Annotated in this window: 16 protein-coding genes; 8 read left to right on the forward strand and 8 right to left on the reverse strand. The window is 47.9% G+C overall.

The window, feature by feature from the left end; all coding sequences use genetic code 11:
* A complete protein-coding gene (locus GO755_RS01475) occupies positions 1 to 867 on the reverse strand; it encodes an SDR family oxidoreductase (protein WP_157582794.1) in 867 nt (288 codons plus the stop codon).
* A 174-nt stretch (positions 868 to 1,041) separates the two neighbouring features.
* Here GO755_RS01475 and GO755_RS01480 point away from each other — a divergent pair, with 174 nt between their 5' ends.
* The 3 genes from GO755_RS01480 (at position 1,042) to GO755_RS01490 (ending at position 3,220) form a co-directional block, all read left to right on the forward strand.
* The gene (locus GO755_RS01480; RefSeq protein WP_157582795.1) at positions 1,042 to 2,211 is read left to right on the forward strand and encodes a glycosyltransferase family 2 protein; all 1,170 of its coding nucleotides are present in this window, start codon (positions 1,042 to 1,044) and stop codon (positions 2,209 to 2,211) included.
* 109 nt (positions 2,212 to 2,320) lie between these two features.
* Positions 2,321 to 2,749 (forward strand): antitoxin Xre-like helix-turn-helix domain-containing protein, encoded by a 429-nt coding sequence (locus GO755_RS01485; RefSeq protein WP_157582796.1) that lies wholly within the window; start codon positions 2,321 to 2,323, stop codon positions 2,747 to 2,749.
* 3 nt (positions 2,750 to 2,752) lie between these two features.
* Positions 2,753 to 3,220: an RES family NAD+ phosphorylase gene (locus GO755_RS01490; RefSeq protein WP_157582797.1), complete on the forward strand. Its 468-nt coding sequence runs from the start codon at positions 2,753 to 2,755 to the stop codon at positions 3,218 to 3,220.
* Between the two features lie 122 nt (positions 3,221 to 3,342).
* Here GO755_RS01490 and GO755_RS01495 read toward each other — a convergent pair whose 3' ends face one another.
* From GO755_RS01495 to GO755_RS01505, 3 genes are read right to left on the reverse strand one after another with little or no spacing between them, the layout of a single operon-like run.
* The gene (locus GO755_RS01495; protein ID WP_157582798.1) at positions 3,343 to 3,942 is read right to left on the reverse strand and encodes a class I SAM-dependent DNA methyltransferase; all 600 of its coding nucleotides are present in this window, start codon (positions 3,940 to 3,942) and stop codon (positions 3,343 to 3,345) included.
* A gap of 8 nt (positions 3,943 to 3,950) precedes the next feature.
* Positions 3,951 to 4,706 carry a PIG-L deacetylase family protein gene (locus tag GO755_RS01500; protein WP_157582799.1) on the reverse strand — a complete coding sequence of 252 codons (756 nt, stop codon included), beginning with the start codon at positions 4,704 to 4,706 and terminating at the stop codon, positions 3,951 to 3,953.
* Positions 4,690 to 5,880, reverse strand: a complete 1,191-nt coding sequence (locus GO755_RS01505) for an acyl-CoA dehydrogenase family protein (RefSeq protein ID WP_157582800.1) — start codon at positions 5,878 to 5,880, stop codon at positions 4,690 to 4,692. The genes GO755_RS01500 and GO755_RS01505 overlap by 17 nt, the downstream gene beginning before the upstream one ends.
* Before the next feature lie 283 nt (positions 5,881 to 6,163).
* On the opposite strand from GO755_RS01505, the gene GO755_RS01510 reads away from it, so the two are divergent.
* The 3 genes from GO755_RS01510 (at position 6,164) to treY (ending at position 11,213) form a co-directional block, all read left to right on the forward strand.
* Complete coding sequence (locus tag GO755_RS01510; protein ID WP_157582801.1) at positions 6,164 to 7,342, forward strand: glycosyltransferase family 1 protein; 1,179 nt, start codon at positions 6,164 to 6,166, stop codon at positions 7,340 to 7,342.
* A 232-nt stretch (positions 7,343 to 7,574) separates the two neighbouring features.
* Positions 7,575 to 8,399: a response regulator transcription factor gene (locus GO755_RS01515; RefSeq protein ID WP_157582802.1), complete on the forward strand. Its 825-nt coding sequence runs from the start codon at positions 7,575 to 7,577 to the stop codon at positions 8,397 to 8,399.
* Between the two features lie 90 nt (positions 8,400 to 8,489).
* The gene (gene treY / locus GO755_RS01520) at positions 8,490 to 11,213 is read left to right on the forward strand and encodes a malto-oligosyltrehalose synthase (RefSeq protein ID WP_157582803.1); all 2,724 of its coding nucleotides are present in this window, start codon (positions 8,490 to 8,492) and stop codon (positions 11,211 to 11,213) included.
* A 29-nt stretch (positions 11,214 to 11,242) separates the two neighbouring features.
* Here treY and GO755_RS01525 read toward each other — a convergent pair whose 3' ends face one another.
* Positions 11,243 to 13,069, reverse strand: a complete 1,827-nt coding sequence (locus tag GO755_RS01525) for a glycoside hydrolase family 2 protein (RefSeq protein WP_157582804.1) — start codon at positions 13,067 to 13,069, stop codon at positions 11,243 to 11,245.
* A 203-nt stretch (positions 13,070 to 13,272) separates the two neighbouring features.
* On the opposite strand from GO755_RS01525, the gene GO755_RS01530 reads away from it, so the two are divergent.
* Together GO755_RS01530 and GO755_RS01535 are read left to right on the forward strand one after the other, a co-directional pair.
* Positions 13,273 to 14,571, forward strand: a complete 1,299-nt coding sequence (locus tag GO755_RS01530) for a sensor histidine kinase (RefSeq protein ID WP_157582805.1) — start codon at positions 13,273 to 13,275, stop codon at positions 14,569 to 14,571.
* Between the two features lie 54 nt (positions 14,572 to 14,625).
* Positions 14,626 to 15,108: a response regulator gene (locus GO755_RS01535; protein WP_157582806.1), complete on the forward strand. Its 483-nt coding sequence runs from the start codon at positions 14,626 to 14,628 to the stop codon at positions 15,106 to 15,108.
* 102 nt (positions 15,109 to 15,210) lie between these two features.
* Here GO755_RS01535 and GO755_RS01540 read toward each other — a convergent pair whose 3' ends face one another.
* From GO755_RS01540 to GO755_RS01550, 3 genes are all read right to left on the reverse strand, one after another.
* Complete coding sequence (locus GO755_RS01540; protein ID WP_157582807.1) at positions 15,211 to 16,272, reverse strand: NAD-dependent epimerase/dehydratase family protein; 1,062 nt, start codon at positions 16,270 to 16,272, stop codon at positions 15,211 to 15,213.
* A gap of 81 nt (positions 16,273 to 16,353) precedes the next feature.
* Complete coding sequence (locus tag GO755_RS01545; protein WP_157583287.1) at positions 16,354 to 18,297, reverse strand: KUP/HAK/KT family potassium transporter; 1,944 nt, start codon at positions 18,295 to 18,297, stop codon at positions 16,354 to 16,356.
* Between the two features lie 796 nt (positions 18,298 to 19,093).
* Positions 19,094 to 20,623 carry a TROVE domain-containing protein gene (locus GO755_RS01550; RefSeq protein ID WP_157582808.1) on the reverse strand — a complete coding sequence of 510 codons (1,530 nt, stop codon included), beginning with the start codon at positions 20,621 to 20,623 and terminating at the stop codon, positions 19,094 to 19,096.
* Positions 20,624 to 20,646 lie beyond the last annotated feature (23 nt).

Raw genomic sequence — 20,646 nt, forward strand, 5'->3', positions numbered from 1 at the left:
TTACCCTAGTTTTCCGCCCGTCACCTCAACAATACTGCCCGTAATGAAACTGCCTTCACTCGACGCCAGCAACACATAGGCCGGAGCTAACTCTTCGGGTTGACCGGGTCGCGCCAGAGCAACTTCATGACCAAAGTTTTTGACTTCGTCTTCGGGCATAGTACCGGGTATGTTGGGCGTCCAGATAGGGCCGGGAGCCACACAGTTGACCCGGATATTTCGTTTGCCCAACTGAATTGCCAGCGACTTGGTAAACGAATGAATAGCCCCCTTCGTAGCGGTATAATCGACAAGAATTGGATTACCCACAATACCGACGATGCTACCTGTATTCACGATGGCATCGCCCGCCTGAAGGTGCGGTAGGGCGGCTTTCACCATGAAAAAATAGCCAAAAATATTGGTCTCGAACGTCCGCCGAAACTGCTCTTCGGTTAGGTCTTCAATACGTTCCTGCGCCATCTGAAAGGCCGCGTTGTTGATGAGAATATTCAGTTTGCCATAGCGATCAACGGTTTGCTTAACGGCATCCAGACAGGCGGCTGAACTGCGAACATCGGCCTGAATTACCAGACAGGAACGACCTTTGCTTTCTACCAGGTGTTTTGTTGTCATGGCGTCATCTGTATTTTCATTATACACGATGGCAACATCGGCGCCTTCCATGGCAAAAGCAATGGCAACAGCCCGACCAATACCCGAATCGGCACCTGTAATGATGGCAATTTTGTCAGTAAGCTTCCCGGCTGGTTTGTAGTTTGATAGATTGCTATCAGGCGACGGGTTCATATCCGACTGGCGAGCCGGGTAGGGGAGCTGTTGCCCCGGAATATCCGATGCCTTGGGGCGAAATTCAATGGTTTCCATAACGTTGTTGAGTAAGATGCCATGAGGCAGTTAAGGTAAGTAAACCGCTGTTTACTGGTTTTGTTATTGGGGCTGACCATTGCCGAACTGTTGTCAACAATAGGGCGAACTTCTGGTTATGAGGTCACCTGCGTTGCCAATCATATAGTTTTATCAACGCAGGAAAACGTACCTATGCAGCCTGCGCTTGCCTCACTATCCACGTCTCTATGTCAACAGTTCCCACTTTTTAGCGCCTACCCGCCTGATTCTCACTTGCGTATTTCGGTAGTTATTCCTGTCCGAAATGAAGCTGATTATCTGGAGTATGCATTGGATGCACTCCGTACTCAACGGCAAAGCGATGGTAGACCAATGTCCACACGGGAATATGAAGTGCTTCTCCTCCTCAATAACTGTACAGATTGCTCGGCAACTATTGCTCAACGCTACCAGCAGCGGTATCCAGCTTTCCCGCTTCGTATAGCAACCGTTCAACTGTCCTCCGAAAAAGCCAATGTTGGCACGGCCCGACGGCTGCTTATGGATGAAGCCTGTAAACGGTTAGTATCTGTTGGAAATCCTCAGGGAATTATTGCGTCGACAGATGGCGATACACAGGTTGACATGTACTGGATCGCTCACATACGAGCAGAAATTGATAAGGGCTGCGAAGCGGTTGGTGGCCGGATTTTAACCCGACCAAATAACAACTCCGTGCGACGCAACCATCTTCGCGACGTGACGTACCGCATGCTGATCGCGCAACTCGAAGCCTACCTCGATCCGTCGCCTGCTGACCCCTGGCCGCGCCACTTTCAGCATTTTGGGGCCAGCATTGCCTTGACTTGCGCGGCTTATCAACGCGTTGGCGGTCTACCCAAAGTAGCATTTCTGGAAGATGAAGCTCTTTATAAAGCGTTGGTCCGAACAGATACCCGAATTCGCAAGAGTCCAGCAGTACGTGCTACTACCTCAACCCGAATGCTGGGACGGGTTGAGGTGGGTTTTTCGGAACAATTGCGCTATTGGGATGCCCTAAATCAGGCTCGTAAATGCCAGGTAGTCGAAGCCGCTGAAGCGGTTATCCAGCGACTTCGGAATCGCCACCGCCTGCGGATACTCTGGCAAAATCGCGCTACTGAATTACCCATCGCTGAACTACAGAAAATCTCGACTAATCTATTGATTGACACGGATTGGCTTCATTGCCAGGTAGCACAAAGCTGTTATTTTGGTCAACTTTGGGAACGAGTAGAAGAGCAGCTAACAACTGGCAAATGGGCTTCATTATGGCCACTAGTCCCGATCACAACCGCTATTGATGGACTGCGTCAGTTTCTGCGTACCAGCGGACAATTGTAGGGTTTTACAAGGGAGAGCAATTGTATGGTAGTAGATACATAGTTCTGTATTGGATTGATTATTGGAAAAGTGACGTTGTGTAGCTACCTTAGTGTAAAAGTTCACTACTATGGCAGCCACTTTGCCCACCCCTCAACAAAGCCGATTCATGTCGGTTCGGTTGCTTACCGAACAGGAAATAATTATGCGCAGCCGACAAGGCTTGCTGCGAACTGAAGTTGACCGGGTTGCTAAACTGGTTGGCTTAACCGATAAAGAGATGGCTGCGGCTCTGGGAATCTCGCCCTCTTATTTACATCGGCTGAAAATTGATCAACGAATGAGTCAGGATGCTTCTGAACGATTGCTTCTTCTGGAAAATTTACTTCAACATGCACTGGATACCTTTGAGGGGCGAGCTACAATCGTAATGGGATGGCTACGTTCTTCGCTCAGAGAGTTGGACTTTCAAACCCCTCTACAAACCTTAGATACAGTCACTGGCTATACATTGGTTGATCGGGTATTGGGCCGAATTGATCACGGGATCTTCGGTTGAGGCATGGCAGTAGTTTATCGAGTTGTCCGTCAGAAGTATGCAGAGACTCCTCTGGACGTGACAGGTACATGGCTGAATGGAGGACGTTGGAATCCGCCTGGTGTAGGTATCCTCTATACAGCTGAGCATCCTGCCTTAGCTTTAGTAGAAATTCTGGTTCATATGCCTCAGGTACCTTACAGCGCATTGCCAACGTATCGGCTGTTCACGTTAGAAATTCCTGACGAAAGCCTGCGTAGTTTAAGGGTTGATGAGTTACCAGCCTATTGGAATGAAAACACATACAGTAGAAGTCAGACAATTCTGGGGGATTGGTTAAAAAAGCCCACTGTATTAGTCTTGGGTGTTCCTTCTTCAGTTATGCCTGATGGTGTAAATTATCTTCTTCATCCCGCTCACCCTGATTATCAACATATCCGTATAATTGAAGAAAAAGCGTTGATGATTGACCCGAGATTATGGCACGAATGATAAAGAAGAGCATGCAGCGATTTTATGGAATTAAATAAAACAGGACTTTCGCAGAAAGCCGTGCCACGGTTACTCATTGCGCTCAATTAAACCGTGGCACGGCTTTCTGCGAAAGTCCTGTTTTATTTTTCATTCTTCTGAAATAAATCCAGCCGATAAGTCGATTGCCGTTGGTTAGTCAGATGTATTAATGGCCCGCTGGGTTGGGCTGTTTCTAGAAAAAAGTCATGCACCTGATCGCCAGTCAGAGGATAGTCATGCACGAACGGCGTCCAGTGAACCAATAGCAAATGGCCGTTGGGGCTGAGATGGTCAATCAGTAGCTGCCGGGCGTGCGTTAAATCAGGTATGGACAGATAATACCCAACTTCAGACAACAGGATCAGATCGAATAATGTGTCAGGGAATTCGTCGGGTATTTTCATCTGTCGGATCGTCACATCAGGATACGGAGCCAATCGTTCACGAGCCATTTTTAGAGGTAACTCACTGGCGTCAACGGCCAGGAGTCGGCTGCATCGTTCCGCCAGCATTCGGGTCAGTACCCCAATGGAGCAACCAATTTCAAAAGCATTTTCGTAATGTGCATTGGGTAACGCGGCTAGCGTTGCCTCATATTTCTGACGTTCATAGTCGCTGGTGGCAAACGACCAGGGATCAGCATTGGCCTGGTAAACACGATCAAAATAGGCCTGATCTAACGTGAATGAAGGAGTTGGCATGGTCCGATTTAATAGGTTGTCCGGGCTTCCAGAAAGAGTTCGCGGGGTTGTTCGAAATGGGTTAATAAGTCTGGCGACAGATAAAATGCAGTTGGGTCGTCGTCAATCAGATGCGTTACCTGCGAGCGGTGGGCAGCAATAGCCCGGTTGCGCTGGTCCATCACGGAGTCAATCGAAACGCACCATATCATCACCTCATCGGGATTGGGCATATCGGCTTGTTTCCCCAACTCCCATAACCAGATCAGGTACTCGAATACTCTGGGTTTTATGGTGGTTTGCCGCAATGCTTCCTGTACAATTTGCCAGGAAGCCCGATGATCTGGGTGAGGATCACGTCGCCAGGGCACAAATACCGTCGTCGGCTTTACCTGATCGATTAGCCTGGCCATGCGTGTAGCCACCTCGGCAAATCCTGATGCGCCGTTCGTGGGCACTTGCCGATCCCGATACCGCAAAAATGTACAGTCGTCCGGGTCAACAGCGAGCACATGCAAGGCGGCACGAGCTTCCGATTCGCGTAAGTCGCGCAGTCGTTCAACTGGATAAGCTTTTGAGTTAGGGTGCGACATGGTGCCGTCGCTCACAAACGCAACGTGTACGGCATAGCCTAGTGCCCGCAGTTGAGCAATGGTGCCTCCGCATCCCAGCGATTCATCGTCAGGGTGCGGGGCAATCACCAAAGCCGAGCCAATTGTACGTAAGTCAGTGAGCGCTACCGCAAAGTCATCCAGCTTATGGGCCTGATTAATGCCAGAGTTCATCGGCAGATTGCGGTTTTGTGACTACATAGTTTCCAATATCCACCAGGGTAGCGTCTGGCGCGGGCTGGCGCAGATAATGCGTCAGATCGCGATGAATACGCTCAAACGGGTGGGGACGGAGCAGCCCTCTGGCACCTACACAACGCTCGGCCAACGGCATTATCCGCAAGCAGATTTCTTCAATAGCCGTTCGGGTCATATTGGCATAAGCTACAATTTTGGTCCAGTCGGCCCCTTCTGCCAACCAGCGATCTGTCTTGTCGCCAGCAGCTTGAAGCCAATGGTTTCCTGATTCAATCAGGTAGGCCATTTCAGCGAGTCGGGTTTGCTGAAGCAGATCGTTTGTGCGGTTCAACGCAGTCAGAAACTGGCGGGTAGCATCGTAAAGAGCTTCTGCTCCACCAAGTTGTACGGCCGCAAATCGAATCGCTCCACCACTAAAATACGGTTGATGAAAGTAGTCGCCGGGCTGCCCCAGTAGATCACTACCCGTTAATTCGATGCCCGTAAAATCGAGTTTAAAACTGGCCGAGGACCGCATACCTAAAGGTTGCCAGAACTGAACATCCTGAGCAATGGGCGACACGTGTTCAGTAGGGACAATTGCCATTTGCCAGCCTTTTCGTTGGTTGCCTTGTTGGTCAGTGGCTTGTAGTTCGCCTGTAATCAAAGGCCGTTGAATCCAGCCAGCCCCCGAGCAGAACGTCTTTGTTCCTGACAGATAATAGGTATTATCAAAGGAATTCGCTTCGTCGATTCGTACTCCATTGTCTGCCTGCGTATTCCAGACGCTGAACAATCGCTGGTGTTGGGTTACGTCGGCGTACCAGCGCGTACGTTGCTCGGGGGTGGCGTATAGGTGGATTAAATACAGCGCGTTGATATGACCTTCATACACCCGACCAACGGCCAGATTTGCCGAACCAATTCGTTTGAGCAGGTGCAGGAGACGAGCCGTTTGCCTCAGATCGAAATCAAGGTCGTGACCGGGCAGGGTGATTGCCAGCAAGCCCGCTTCGGCAAGCCAGCGAAATGCCGCTTCAGGAAAGGCTCCTTCCTGGTCTGTATCAGGAGCGGCTTTAGCTATCCGCTCAATCAGCGGATTTAACACACAGGGGTCATCAACAAAGGTGCGGGGTAGCTTAGGAGCGGGAGCAGCGTGAATAGAGTTCATGCTCTATAAATCGGCAATGCTATGGATTGTTTACAGGGGCGAACTGTCAACAAGTTCGTTAGCGATAAAAAAGAGTTAGCGGTACCGCAACCTCACATAATCAACAAAGTTGACCCCGTCTTGTTCGTATTAACTGTACACCTTCAAGTTCTGAGTTTATAGCCAATAGCTGCCTAAAATTTTTTTCTAATTAAGGCATTGGGTTTATGTGAACAGGAGCCAGAAAGCGCTATTTTACATCTTTTCTATACAACCAATGTCTCAATATCAACCAACATCAACAATGCCTTTAGTTTCTAAGGAAATAACTAACCCTGAAGTTGTAAAACAGTCACAATCACCAGCTACGTCGGCTGGTGAAGTAACCGATTTGCTATGTTTTTCGCATTTGCGCTGGAACTTTGTTTATCAACGTCCGCAACATCTGCTTAGCCGGGCCAGCCAAAACTGGCGGGTCTGGTTTATCGAAGAGCCTATCTATGGCAACGACAACCGATTGGAACTTCGCACTATTAGTGAGACATTAACGGTGGTCGTCCCATTCCTGAAACACGGAACAAACTATGAGGATGCCGTTCGCCAGCAACGGGAAAGCATCAATCAGCTTATGGCTCAACACGCCATACAAGACTTTATTGCCTGGTATTACACGCCCATGGCACTCGCCTTCAGTGATCATCTTGCGCCCCGTTTGACAGTTTATGACTGTATGGACGAACTGTCTGCTTTCTTAGGAGCACCCCGGAGTTTGCTGGATAGAGAAAAGGAACTTTTGAAACGGGCCGATCTCGTATTTACGGGAGGAATGAGTTTGTACGAAGCCAAGAAAACCCGACACGCAAGTGTCTTTGCATTTCCCAGTAGCATTGATTACCACCATTTTGAGCCCGCGCGCCACTCGTTGCCCGAGCCAGCAGACCTGCATGGAATTCCTGGGCCCCGTATTGGTTTTTGTGGTGTGATTGATGAGCGAATGAATATTAATTTGCTGCGAGGGCTGGCTCAAAAGCGGCCCGACTGGCAATTCGTTTTGTTAGGCCCCGTCGTGAAAATTAAAGTAGACAGCTTGCCTAAAGGGCCTAACCTCCACTATCTGGGCATGAAATCCTATGCGAACCTGCCTAGTTACTTTAGCCAATGGGATGTAGCTATGATGCCATTTGCGCTTAACGACGCTACCCGGTTCATAAGCCCCACCAAGACGCCTGAGTATCTGGCCGCTGGCTTACCCGTTGTGTCGACATCGATTCAGGATGTAATCAGTACCTATGGAGGATGGGCACCGGTTCTCATCGCCGATTCAGTTGAGGCTTTCGAGCAGGCTATCGACAAAGCGCTCAATCATAATATGCCCGACGACTGGACGGCTGTAGATGATTTTTTACAGGCGAATTCCTGGGATAGCACCTGGGAAGCCATGAACCGGCTTATACAGGCCCGGATGACTGTGGATTTTCAGTAAACGGAACTAGCGACTCCGCAGAACTCATAGCAGCTAAATGGCAAAAGAAAAACTTAAACGCTGATCAATTAGTTAAGAACGACCAATTGATCAGCGTTTAAGTTTTGGGCTCCAGCGACCCCAATCTGGTAAACGCTTCCTGAAATTGGCAAATTCAATGGCCACTTATTCTTTAAGACAAAAGGGGCCATACAATCTCGAGAAACCGCGTTCTTAACCAGGTACACAGCCTATGAGTGTTATTAAACCAGCTCTCCAGCAACCGGAGTTAATCGCCTACTTTTCAGGGGCTAATAATTACTGCTGGCTTTATTTTCGGAATGGGGAAAAGAAGTTATTGGCCAAACCAATCAGTTATTTGGAAAGTCAATTGCCCGATTTTATTCGTGTTCATAAAACGATACTAATTAACCCAGCTTACATAAAAAGCCTGGACGAGCCTCCGCACAAAAAAATGGCAGGCAAGGTGCATCTGGACAGTGGCGAAGTATTTCCCGTTAGTCGTCGGCGCTGGCTTCAGGTGGTTGAATCCTTGCAGAATCGTTCTGCAGGAGGTAGCCGTGTTGAGAAAGTAAACAGTTCACCTGAACCTTATGAGTTGCCGTTGACGGCTCAGGCATATGATTCTGCCGGAACTTCTCTATTTCTTATCACCAATGATAAAGAAAAGGCTGCACAGGCGGAGTTGCTTATTAGAGATAAATGGCCCACTTATCCTATCCATATAGGCCAGAATAGTGCCCCCCTGATTGAGCTCTTAAAGCAATTGCCAGAGCATGAATATCCATTATTGATTCTATTAGACGCCAGAACGCAAACCGCAGAACGACTTAATACACTCCAACGCCTAAAAGAGGATAGCGAACTTAGTCGAATTCCTGTTGTGCTGCTGGTTTTGCCAACCGAGCAGCTCGTTATCAATGGTTATCAGCGGCAGGCTAATTCTGTTGTTTCGATGCCCATCGGCTCTCCACTTTTTGGGCATACGATTGAGCGCATCTGTCAATTCTGGTTACACATTGTCAGCTTGCCCGGCTCTGGCAGAGCTACTAAGTAAGTTTAGATTCTATGATGAGGATTCTAGTATGGTAGGCAACTGTGCCTGTTTCGGTACCTACTGAGTCAATCAGTATCTATGCGTAAAGTCATGAACAATCCCATATCAACCTACCGAATCCAATTTCATAAAAACTTTACCTTTCTTGATTTTGAACACCTTATCCCGTATTTGGATAAGCTGGGGATTAAAACGGTGTACGCGTCGCCTATTTTTGAGGCTGTTCCGGGTAGCATACATGGCTACGATACGGTAAATCTGCACCGAATTAATCCTGAAATCGGTACTGAAGAACAGCTGCAAACCATTAGCCGACAACTGACAAAACGAGGGATCAACTGGCTTCAGGATATTGTGCCCAACCATATGGCATTCCACCCCGATAATGCGTGGTTGATGGACGTCCTGGAAAAAGGGCAGCGGTCTTTATATGCCCCATTTTTTGATATCGATTGGACAAGTCCCGTTTATCAGGGCCGCCTGATGGTGCCTTTCCTTGGAGATAGTTTGCCGGAGGTTATAGCCCAGGGAGAACTAACAGTAGCCTACCAAAACAAGCGCTTTGTCCTGGTCAATCAGGAGTCGGCTTACCCGCTGCACCTGCGTTCGTATGCGACTGTTTTGCAGACTGATAAAGCGAAGATGCCTGAATCAATTCAAGCATTAATCAGGCAACTGGACGAACTTGAAACGACTGCTGATGCGAAGAATTATACAACCTGTTGCACTGAACTACAGGACAAACTTGCCCATTTATTACAGAATTTGGCCACTGATACCTACCTGAAATCCTGCCTGAAAGCGGTGAATGCGAGCCCAACACTTCGTCAACAGATTGCTGACCAACAGGCGTATCGACTGTGCTACTATAGTGAAACCGATTATCAGATCAACTACCGACGCTTTTTTACGGTCAATAACCTGATTTGCCTGAATAGTCAGGACCCGGTTGTTTTTGAGCAGGTTCATCGGTATACGAAAAAGCTGCTAGAGGCAGGCGTGTTTCAGGGACTGCGCGTCGATCATGTTGATGGCTTGTATAATCCTACTGACTATTTAGACCGCCTTCGGGAACTGGCTGGGCCAGCGGCCTATATTATTGTTGAGAAAATTCTGGAACAGGGCGAAGAATTGCCTCCGTATTGGCCAATTCAGGGAGCTACAGGCTATCAGTATCTGTCCCTTCTCAATAATCTTCTTACCCAAACCCGTAGTCAAAAAGTGTTCACCCGGTTTTATCATGAGCTGCTGGGCGAAAAGACAACTGTTCACGGGGAATTGCGCGATAAAAAAGCAATTATTCTGTACGAACACATGGGTGGGGAACTGGATAACCTTCATCAACTCCTGCTGGATTTAAATCTGATTGAGGCTGGTCGATTAGAAACGGTACAACCCGAAACGCTCAAAACCGCCATCGGTGAATTCCTGATTCAATGTCCCGTTTACCGCTTTTATGGGAATCACGTGCCCTTAAATGAACGGGAAGCTGAAGCGATACAGGAAATTTTAGATCAGATACAAATTAGCAACCCGGAACTCACAGAAGCTCTTGATTTACTCGAAGATGTGCTGTTGACCAGTCCGTTAGCTGGGAGCCAAAACGATAACGACCGGGCTTTGCGATTTTATCAACGGTGCATGCAGTTTACTGGTCCACTCATGGCTAAGGGTGTTGAAGATACACTCATGTACACCTACAACCGCTTTATTGGACACGACGAAGTAGGCGACTCACCTGAATACTTTGGACTGACGACAGACGAGTTTCATCAGAAGATGATGGATCGTGAAGCTAACTGGCCTCTGGCACTCAACGCAACATCAACACACGACACAAAACGGGGCGAAGATGTACGCAGTCGGCTAAATGTCCTGACCGATCTGGCCGATGAGTGGGTTGAGGAAGTACGGATATGGCAGCAACTCAACCAGACAAACGAAGCGCCCGACCGAAATGATGAGTACTTTATTTATCAAACCCTGATTGGCGCTTACCCAATGCCGGGTATGGATTCACCGGACCAGGAAGACGCTGATTTTGCGGATCGCCTGACTGCGTATTTGCAGAAAGCCTTGCGGGAAGCCAAACGCTACTCATCGCATACTAAGCCGAACGAAGTCTACGAAGAGACGACGAAAGCTTTTGCTATAAACTTACTGGATCAGAAACGCCCTTTCTGGAAGCGGTTTGCAACATTTCACCAGCGCATAGCCGATTTTGGGATTATCAATTCATTGGCGCAGGTGGTGTTGAAATGCACCTGCCCTGGCCTGCCGGATGTCTATCAGGGAAGCGAATTTTGGGATTTAAGCTTAGTCGATCCCGATAACCGTCGACCGGTAGACTATAAGCAACGTCAGCAAAGACTGGGCGAATTGGTTGCCAGCGGTTCGGATGATCTGTGGCCAGAGTTATGGCAGAATCGCTATGATGCCCGTATTAAGCTCTGGCTGTTACACATCCTTTTAACCGAACGTAACCGTCACTCTGAACTCTTCGCCAATGGACGTTATATACCGTTGTTGGCAGAAGGTGCTTACAAACAACATGTGTTAGCCTTTGCCCGACAGCACGAACAGATGTGGTACGTTGTGGCCGTTCCATTAGATCTGGCTTCGGTATGTAGTGACCAGCAAACGGATATCGTTTCCCTCGATTGGAAAGACACTCGGCTAATTCTGCCTGATGACGCACCTGTCCGCTGGAATCACCGACTAATTAAAGCTAGAGGTGAGGGCGCAAAAGACATTGCGGTGAGAGCGCTTTTTCCAGTTTTACCACTGGCCGTAGTAAAACTGGAAAAAGCCTAATCTGTGAGCCATTTATTCCTCCGGTTTGCTCAACTCACCCGCGAGTTGAGCAAACCGGAAGGTACGGTTAGTTCGCCTGTTTGTGGATCAATTAACCCGTTACGTTCGTCTTCAATGTTGGTAGCTTGCGTGTAAATATCTCCGGCAATTGAATACTGTCGTAGTTCATGTTTGAAGAGCCGGATGCGTTCGGCCCGGCCTTCGGATTCTTCAGGGCCTCCATAGTTGGCAAAACCGAAACCACCCCATTCGCTAACGACTAAGGGAATTTGCCGACGGTAGAAAAACGGATCGCCAACTACCAGTGGGAAAGCTGTTACGTGATCGAGTTCCCCGGCTGTTAATTGGGCGAGTAGTTCCTTCCATCGATTTAGGTCTGGCGTGTAGAGATGTGCCGTTAGCAGATCCGATTTCAGACGACCTTCCCATGAAATATGCCGCCAGCCATCGTTATCGACAACCAGATATTGCGGATACGCAATCTGCATATAATGGTACATATCCATAATGTACTGCCTCGTCTCCGGATTTGTCGCAATATCCTGCGCTCCCCAGTCTTCATTGTACAGGCTCCAGATCACTACGGACGGATGTGTACTGATGAGTGATACCATCCGCAACAGTTCGGCCCGGTGATTCTGGCGGCTCTTGGGTGTTGAGCTATGCGGACTGGGGACTTCCACCCAGAGCATAAGCCCGAGTTTATCGGCCAGATTATAAATGCGGGGATCGACACCGGCAATGTGAACACGAACCAGATTGCAGCCCAACTCTTTCATCGCCAGCATATGCCGTTGCATCTCTTCATAAGTTGCCGTTCCGGGCTGATACAGAATACCGTCGAGGTAAACAGGTGCGTTATTCAGGTAGATGAATCGTCCCCTGGCTTCGATTTTTCGGAGGCCAAAACGGGTTTCAATTTGAGCAACGTAGCCATCGGAGTCAATAAGCTGAGCAATGAGTTTGTAGCGCGTTGGCGATTCGGGCGACCACAAACTGGCACCGGGTAATTCGAGTACAACCCGCTGTTGCTTTTGACCGGCCTCCAATCGCAGCGGGAAATCAGAAGTGGCAATAGGCTCAGTTTCGTGGAGGTCGTAGGCTTTTAACCGCAATAGATAATCGCCGGGATCGTGGATGCGGGTCGTTACACTAAAGCGAACCAGTTGATCTTCGACCACACTGACAACGCCCACGCGTGAACGCAGCCGATTCCGCTCCACGGTTTCGAGCCAAACGCTCCGAACGGCCCCCGAATACGTCTGATACCAGATACCTCCCCGTTTATAAACGTGCGACTCCTGTTTGCCTCGTGGAATTTCAGCATCCATGGTATCCACAATGCGGACGGTAAGCCGGTTCTGCGGACGTAGATACTCCTCCGGTAGCTCGTAAGAGAACGACGTATACTCGCCCAGGTGAATCTCTTCGTCCTCAATTGTATGGAGTGGATGCCCGTTGAGCCAGGCACGGGTTTCGTAACCACAGGCTCCAAAAGTAAGTTGAATCATCGACCGAAAGAGTGGTTCACTCCGATGGGGAAGCTCAAATTCCCGTTCGTACCAGGCCACTACTTTATCCTGCCAGCCAACAGACGCTGCCTGGCCTTTGGCCTGCGCCATGTGCGATTCGATAGAGCCGGGCCAATGGGCAGTTCCGTCGAAAGAATGGCCTACGTACCACCGCTGATCTAATCCTTTGTCGTCCGGATCGAGCATAAAGCGCCACTCGCCGTCAAGCAGTAGATAAGTATTGGGCCGAAGAACGGCTCTGGGAAGTTCATTGATCGGTTCGGCAACAGGGGCAGTTTCCGGACGGCTGGCCGAAAAGCTGGTATTAGGAGGCTTGGTTTCCATAGGTTCAGGATAAAAAATGAAAACCTCCGACAGGCCACTACTGTTTGTAAATAGTCATCGACTATTTTTTAGCTGTTTTTCGATTTCGGTAGTTTCTTAATGAGCTGTTATTGACTCTGAGCGATGCGTTTCAATACATAAGAATTGACAGCCAATGCCGAATCTCTAACTATGCTATATGTTGGCCTTTTTCGATTCTATCTATGGTAATTTCTTCAGATACCCGGCAACCTCTGACTGAGCTTGTGTCTTATTTGTTTACCCGACGAGAAGCCATCCTGAACAATTGGCGGCAGGCCTGTGAACATGACCCATCGCTGCAACGGATTTCATCGCTAAGCCGCGAAGAGTTTAACAACTTAATACCCATCATCTTCAATATTCTGGAACAGCGATTACTGAATATACCTCAGGAAGCTGATCCGACTATAACGGCCACTTCGCACGGCTTGCACCGCTGGCAAAAAGCCTATGCATTACCGGAGACAATGCGGGAGTTAAGTCATTTGACGCAAATCCTCTTAAGTGAAGTTATAGCTTTTCAGGAGCTCTTTCCGCAAACGGATGCCCGGCTGCTCTTACAGGCGCAGCAAAAATTAGTTCAGCTCATGACTGAAACGATCGATGGCAGCGTACAGAAGTATGATGAGTTTCAACGACTGGAGGCTGCCAACCGATTTTCGACACTGCAACAGGCCTTTGAACAAATTCAGGAATTATCCCGTCAGCGGGGTGATCTGCTGCGGACATCTTCGCATGATCTCAAAAGTAGTTTTGGGATCATAAACAGTGCTGCTTCCCTATTGAAAATGGAGGGACTCACTGAGCAGGAGCGGGGCCAGTTTCTGGATATGTTAAACCGGAACCTGACCCATGTGCAGTCGATGTTAGGAAGCCTGATGGATCTTTCCAGATTGGAGGCTGGTGAAGAATCCTTACAGATTCAGTCGTTTGATGCCGCTCAACTGCTCAATGAACTGGTGGCTGGAGCTCAGCCAATGGCTACAAAACGAGGATTAATACTCCGGGCAGATGGACCCGATTCGTTACTGGTTGAAAGCGATCCAGTTAAAATTCAACGGATTGTGCAGAATTTACTGCTTAATGCGATTCAGTATACACCTGCTGGCTTTATATCAGTTTCCTGGTCAAAGGAGGCCGATATGCGCTGGATGTTTAGCATTCAGGATTCAGGACCAGGTTTACAGAGCAATTTAACGAGTTTGTTGGCTAAGCAACTCAGGCCAACGATAGATTCTACAAGTAGTATGGGACCTGGGGAGTCTCAACCCGTTTCAGTTTTACCTTCGTCTGATCATGAGCTATCTGAAGAGCAAATAGTAGCCGGGCAAACGACTGGAGCTGCCCAAGGCGAAGGGATTGGTTTGCAGATTGTTAAACGGCTCTGCGAGTTGTTAATGGCGAACTTCGATATTGAAACCCAGGCTGGCCGGGGAACCTTAGTGCGCATTCGGATGCCTATTCATCAGCCTGGAAAATAAACATTCCACTTAATCAATAGATTATTATTAGATACCAGCCTAGCCCATTCTGCCATGAAGAATAACGACATTCATTCATTGATTAAAGCTAATTTTAGACTAGCCAAAGTCCTTGTCGTCGATGACAATGACGATCATTGGTTATTGATTAAACAAGCTATGCAGCAGTGCCTGCCCGAAGTAATACCTGTTCGGGCAGCTACGCCAGAGCAGGCAATAATCCTGCTCAATGAATGGCGTTATCAGGAATGGGAAATTCCGAAACTGATTTTACTGGATTTATACTTGCCAGACAACAAAGATGGTTGGGCGCTACTTGAGCAAATTAAACAAATGCCGGCTCCCCTTAATCAGATTCGTATTGTGATGCTCAGCTCATCCGAAGCTGCCTCTGACATACTGAAAGCCTATAAGCTGGGCGTTTCCTCCTATCTGATAAAACCAAATAAATTTTCAGATTGGCTTACGTATTTTCGGGAATTACGAACCTATTGGTGGGAAACAGTTAGCCTACCTCCTACAAATTACAGCTTTTGATTAGAAACCAAGCCGCTTATCATTAGAGGATACCCGCGACTTGGTTTTACTCGGTTTTCATTGAGCCAGAAAATCTTAGCTACAGATTGATCGAAAGACGAACTACTTCAAAATCGGCTCCAGGGCAGCCCGGTTTTCGTTGAGCCAGTCGTGAATATCACTCACGATTTCGCGGATGCCGAGCTGGGGTTTCCAGCCGGTCAACTTCGTAACATTGGTGTTGTCGGTGATGTACAACCGGATATCTGCGGCCCGATTTTCGGCAACTTGCGTAATGGGAATGGTTTTGCCCGTTATTTCCTGACAGATCTGGGTTAATTCCTGTAAGGACGCGCTGCTTTCTACGCCACCACCCGCATTCAGAATTTCGCCGTTTACTTTATCCAGATTATGCAACTCCCAATCAATAAGGCGATAGAGATCAGCGATGTGGAGCATGTCGCGGGTTTGTTTGCCCGTTCCACCGTAGCCTATATACGATAGCTTCTGTTCGAAATAGTGCTTGGCAATCCAGAGTACCATAACGCCCTGATCCACCTTGCCCATCTGCCAGGGACCAGTAATGACACCGCAACGATTGATTACCGTTTTCAGTCCGTAGAACTCATTATACTCCTGAATCAGTAATTCCGATGCCAGTTTGGTGGTACCGTAGAGCGACCGGGCTCCGGTGAGCGGAAAATCCTCCGCAATTCCCTTCGACGAAACACCCGGAACAGGTTGGTCGTCTGTTAGAATAAAGCGGGTGTCGGCCTCCTCAAAATTGAGCGCTTCAATGGTTTTGATCGGGTAGACGCGACTGGTCGATAGGAAAATGAAATTGGCCTTATGTTTTAAGGCGTAGTTCAGGCAGTTGACCGTACCAAATAGATTGGTGTTGATGAGGTAATCGGGCGTACCATCCAGACCAGCCAATACCGAGGGCTCAGCGGAGGCTTCGATCACAGTATCGACAGCGGGTAGCGCGTCGAAATCTTCTTTGTTCCGAATATCGCCGTGCAGAAAGTCGATACCTGCCGCTTTAAGCCGAGCCAGACTTAGTTCGGACCCTCGTCGTTTAAGATTATCGAGCGCAAAAATTTGATACTGCGGATAATTCTGCTTCAATGAAATAGCCAGCGATGAGCCAACAAATCCGGCCCCGCCGGTGATGAGAAGTTTCATAAATAATGATAAATTATGAATGATGAATTATAAATGATTTGCGCTGACAGGCATTCATCATTCATAATTTATCATTCATCATTAAGAGGTGATGCGTTTTAACTGGACGTTTTCGACCGGGCGAATGACCAATGGTACTTTTTCGATTTTAACCGAACTGCTGTCTAAGCCAAACCAGCGATCTTCGGGAGTGGTAAAACTCTTTATACTAAAGTAGATGCTCATAATCAACCGCTCGGTGGTTGGTAGTTCGTTCTCAAACGATAGGAATTTCTCCAAAACCACGAATCGGAAATCGCCGATAACGTTCTGACGGCTAAGCGATTCGTAACGACTGGTAATATCCACCTCTTTATTTTTTACCATGTCTTCGATCACCTTTCGGAAGAACAGGTTTATACGTTGCTCGACACGGAACCCTAATTTAAAGGTTACTTTATACGCATCGTCTGGCGCAATGGTGTTCACTTTATACTCCATCGTGTACGGATCGTCGGTAGTATCTACGTGAACGAACCAATAAATATCCGCGCGTTTGGGGCGTTTCTGGAAGATCGAATAAATGATTTTTGACTCAATTTCCGACTGTCGGGCTGCATTGCTCATGAAGACAATGTGCGTGGCATATTTCGGAATACTAATGTCGCGGCTGAGTTCTTTGATTGCCTGCGTATACTGATCGATTCGGACATACTCGGTCAGACGTAGTTTGATCTGGAAAGCCCTTAGCCATACAATCATGACGAAGCCCATAATACCAGCAATCAGGATAGAAACCCAACCACCGTGTGTAAATTTGGCTAAATTGGCAACCAGAAAACAGCTTTCGATAGCCAGATAGAATACGAGGAAAAAGACGACGAACCAGGCATTGTATTTATGTGAGTACATGTAATAACTAAACAGAATTGTACTCATCATCATCGTCAGGGTAATGGCCAACCCATAAGCAGCTTCCATACGCGACGATTCCTGGAAGTAAAGGACAACACCGATACAACCGGCAAAAAGTAGCCAGTTGATACTCGGTACATAAAGCTGACCTTTTTGATTGGAGGGATAGCGAAGCCGAACTTTAGGCCAGAAATTAAGCCGAATTGCTTCACTAATAAGTGTAAAGGCGCCTGTTAGCATGGCCTGACTTGCAATGACGGTAGCTGCTGTAGCCACACAAATACCGATAATCAAAAACCATTCTGGCATGAGGGAATAGAATGGATTTTGTTCGCCCAACTTCTGCCCGACAAGACTTTCGACGAAAGCACCCTGACCAAAATAATTGAGCATCAGGCATGTTTTTACATAAACCCAACTGACACGAATATTGGCCCGGCCGCAGTGGCCCATGTCGGAGTAAAGGGCTTCTGCGCCTGTTGTAGATAGGAAGACGGCCCCGAGTAACCAGAACGCTCCAGGCGTTTTTGTTAAAAAACTAACCCCATACATAGGATTAAGCGAAGCCAGAATAGTTGGGTCACCAACGATATGAATAAGCCCCAGGGTGCCTAACATGGTAAACCAAACGAGCATGATTGGACCAAATGCTGTACCTACTACACTGGTACCGAACGTTTGTATCAGAAACAGGAAGGCCAGAATTCCGATAACAATTGGGACAGTAGGAATATGTGGATAAAGAATCCGTAATCCTTCTACTGCCGACGAAACCGAAATAGGTGGAGTAATAATACTATCGGCCAGAAGAGAGCTCCCACCAATAATAGCCGGGATCGTAAGCCATTTGGCATGTCGGCGCACCAATGCATACAGAGCAAAAATGCCACCTTCACCCCGGTTATCGGCCCGAAGAATCAGAATGACGTATTTGAAAGTAGTTTGTAAGGTAACTGTCCAGAAAATACAGGAAAGGGCTCCTCGAACAACATCAGACTGAATCGGCTCTGTGGTACCAACGACCGAACGCAGAACGTACAAGGGCGATGTGCCAATGTCGCCGTAGATGATACCCATTGCCACCAGCAAGCCAGCGGCTGTGACAGTATCTAAATGCTTTTTGTCTTCCATAAAATAGGCTTGCGCCTTCTTGCTGTACGAGCGGGTAAAAACCGGGCAAAGATAATCTATGTTTAGCTTCGTTAATCGTGCTTTAATCGAAAGTTGTCTGGCTGATAAAACAGAGAAAACAAGCCATAGACTGAAATAAGCTTCCAGCCTGAAGAAAACCATAGCGTCTACATTCCCGTATATACAATGGCCTCTCCAACATTGGCCGGGTTTTGTTTAATTAGGTGGGTTCTGCAGATGGTTCGCTTACTGAGTGAGCCATCTCTTTTTTTTGCCAAAATTTATCAGTCTAGTTGTTTTGATTGATAAAACCGCCCGAAGTCACATCGTTTCAGGATGCAGCTTCGGGCGGCTTTTAATACAAACAGTAAGGCAACAAGCGATAAGAGTACATGGTGCTCTACCCCTGAGCTACATTGGAATAAAGCCCCAATGGCCGGATTCGAACCGGCGTCCGCCAGATTAACAGTCGAAGTAACTCTAGTCTACGGCACTTACTAAATTAAAGACAGGGCAACAAGCAAACAAAGGCTATTCTGGGATTCGAACCCATACTGTCCTTTCGGACTTTCAACCAATCGAAGTAACTCTGTTCTACGTCACCTGCCAAATTATAAAAAACAGGAGTAACAATCGAAACGGGAAACGGGGCATTGCAAAGCCGGAGTCGAACCGGACCATCTCGTTTCGCATTGGAAACCACATGATTCCTCCCCTAACGGCGCGAAGTAACCCATTCCTACGACATCCTGTTTTGGTAACCCTATACGATCTTTGAGGCCGTATAGGGTTTGTATCAAAGCACAATCTGCTCGATTGCGCTTAGCGTCGTTTGACCTTCTTCCAGTGCCTGCAATACGTCGAACACTTTGTCCGACCAACCGGCAATCAAAAAAACGTCGTTCTTTTCAACCTGTAAGGGCGCATTTCCATAACCGGCCAGGTCGAATAAATAGAGTCGGGCATCAGGGAACAGGCTTTTATACTGCGTCCATTTGGCCGATAACGTATTCGCCGAGCTATTGTTTCTGGTGTTACTATCCCACAATTGTGTATCGGTGAATAGCATTATTTTGTCGGCTTTATATCGTTGATGAATAAGATCATCAAGAACCAGATAGCCGTTGGTTGAATAACCTACCTCACCTTCGCGACGATAAAATTCATCCACGTTCGCCAATATCTGTCGTGATGGTAAGGCAATGGTTTTCCAACGATCACCAAACATGCCGCTCAACACGTATCGGCATTTAGCTTGCAATAACATGCCTAACAACAGACCAATATCGTATAATAATACCTTGCTTTTGGGCGAGATGGCCTTCTGCATTGACCCCGACACATCGCAGGCGACAACTACGCTTGTATGATTGTTGAAACCACGAAGGTTGGCCACACTGGCGTAAATAGCGTCTTCGAGCGCTTCCAGAACCATAGGCACATGACCAAGCTGTAACGCTTTCAGCTCCCGATAAGCCGACAAAAAGCGGAACGGTAACTGCCTGGCATTCCGAACAGCTTTGTCGCTGGACAACAATGCACAAACTGTTTCAACATGCGACCCACTGATGCCCGCTTCGAGCATGTTACGAAGGTTACGTAAAGTGGCCATGTAGCCCAACCGACCGCTGGTAATCAGTTCTTCCCACTTCTCCCGGATGGCCGCAGCTTTCTCGGTTTCCGTTGCAAATTTGGTTTGACCTAGCGCACTCAATTCGGTTTCCCAGGTATAAGGCGTACGCAACGTACCAGCAACAATCTTATTGAAAACTGCCTGTTGCGTGTCGGCCTTTGCTTTTGGGTGAACCAGAAACAACGCGTCTCGAAGCTTAACAGCCGTATTGCGCTCGTATTTGGCGAACTGGTACTCATCGAATTTATTGAAAGCCGTTGCCAACCCTTTCTGCATCTGTTTCGAAATGCGGTTGAGCTTTTTGGCTCCGGTACGCTGGTTCGTGAGTTGATAATACGCCAGCAATTCCGTGATTTCGTCAGGACGCTGTACGGCCCGCCCAACGGCTTTCCCAACTAAATCGTCGCCGTTATGTACTTTGGCCAACTCGCCAAGTAATACAACTGGTGCCGACCGAAGGTACATTTGCTCCCGGACATACACGGCCAGTTTTGCTACAAAGACTGGATTAGCCTGACCAACAAGGGTTTGAATTCGTAATAACCGCTGATCCGTTTTCTCGTAGTACGAGTCGTTCAGCATCGTCGTAACCACGGCGGAGTACAACTCCATCTCAGGCGTCAGCGTGTAGGCTTTGGCTCCCTCGTGGTTGATGGTTTTTTGTGCAGCGTTGGTGAAGATGTTGAATTTCATGATCGTCGGTGTTTTTATGAACT

Origin of the sequence: Spirosoma arboris, from assembly GCF_009754945.1 — a bacterium.
In the GTDB taxonomy this organism is placed as follows: Bacteria; Bacteroidota; Bacteroidia; order Cytophagales; family Spirosomataceae; genus Spirosoma; species Spirosoma arboris.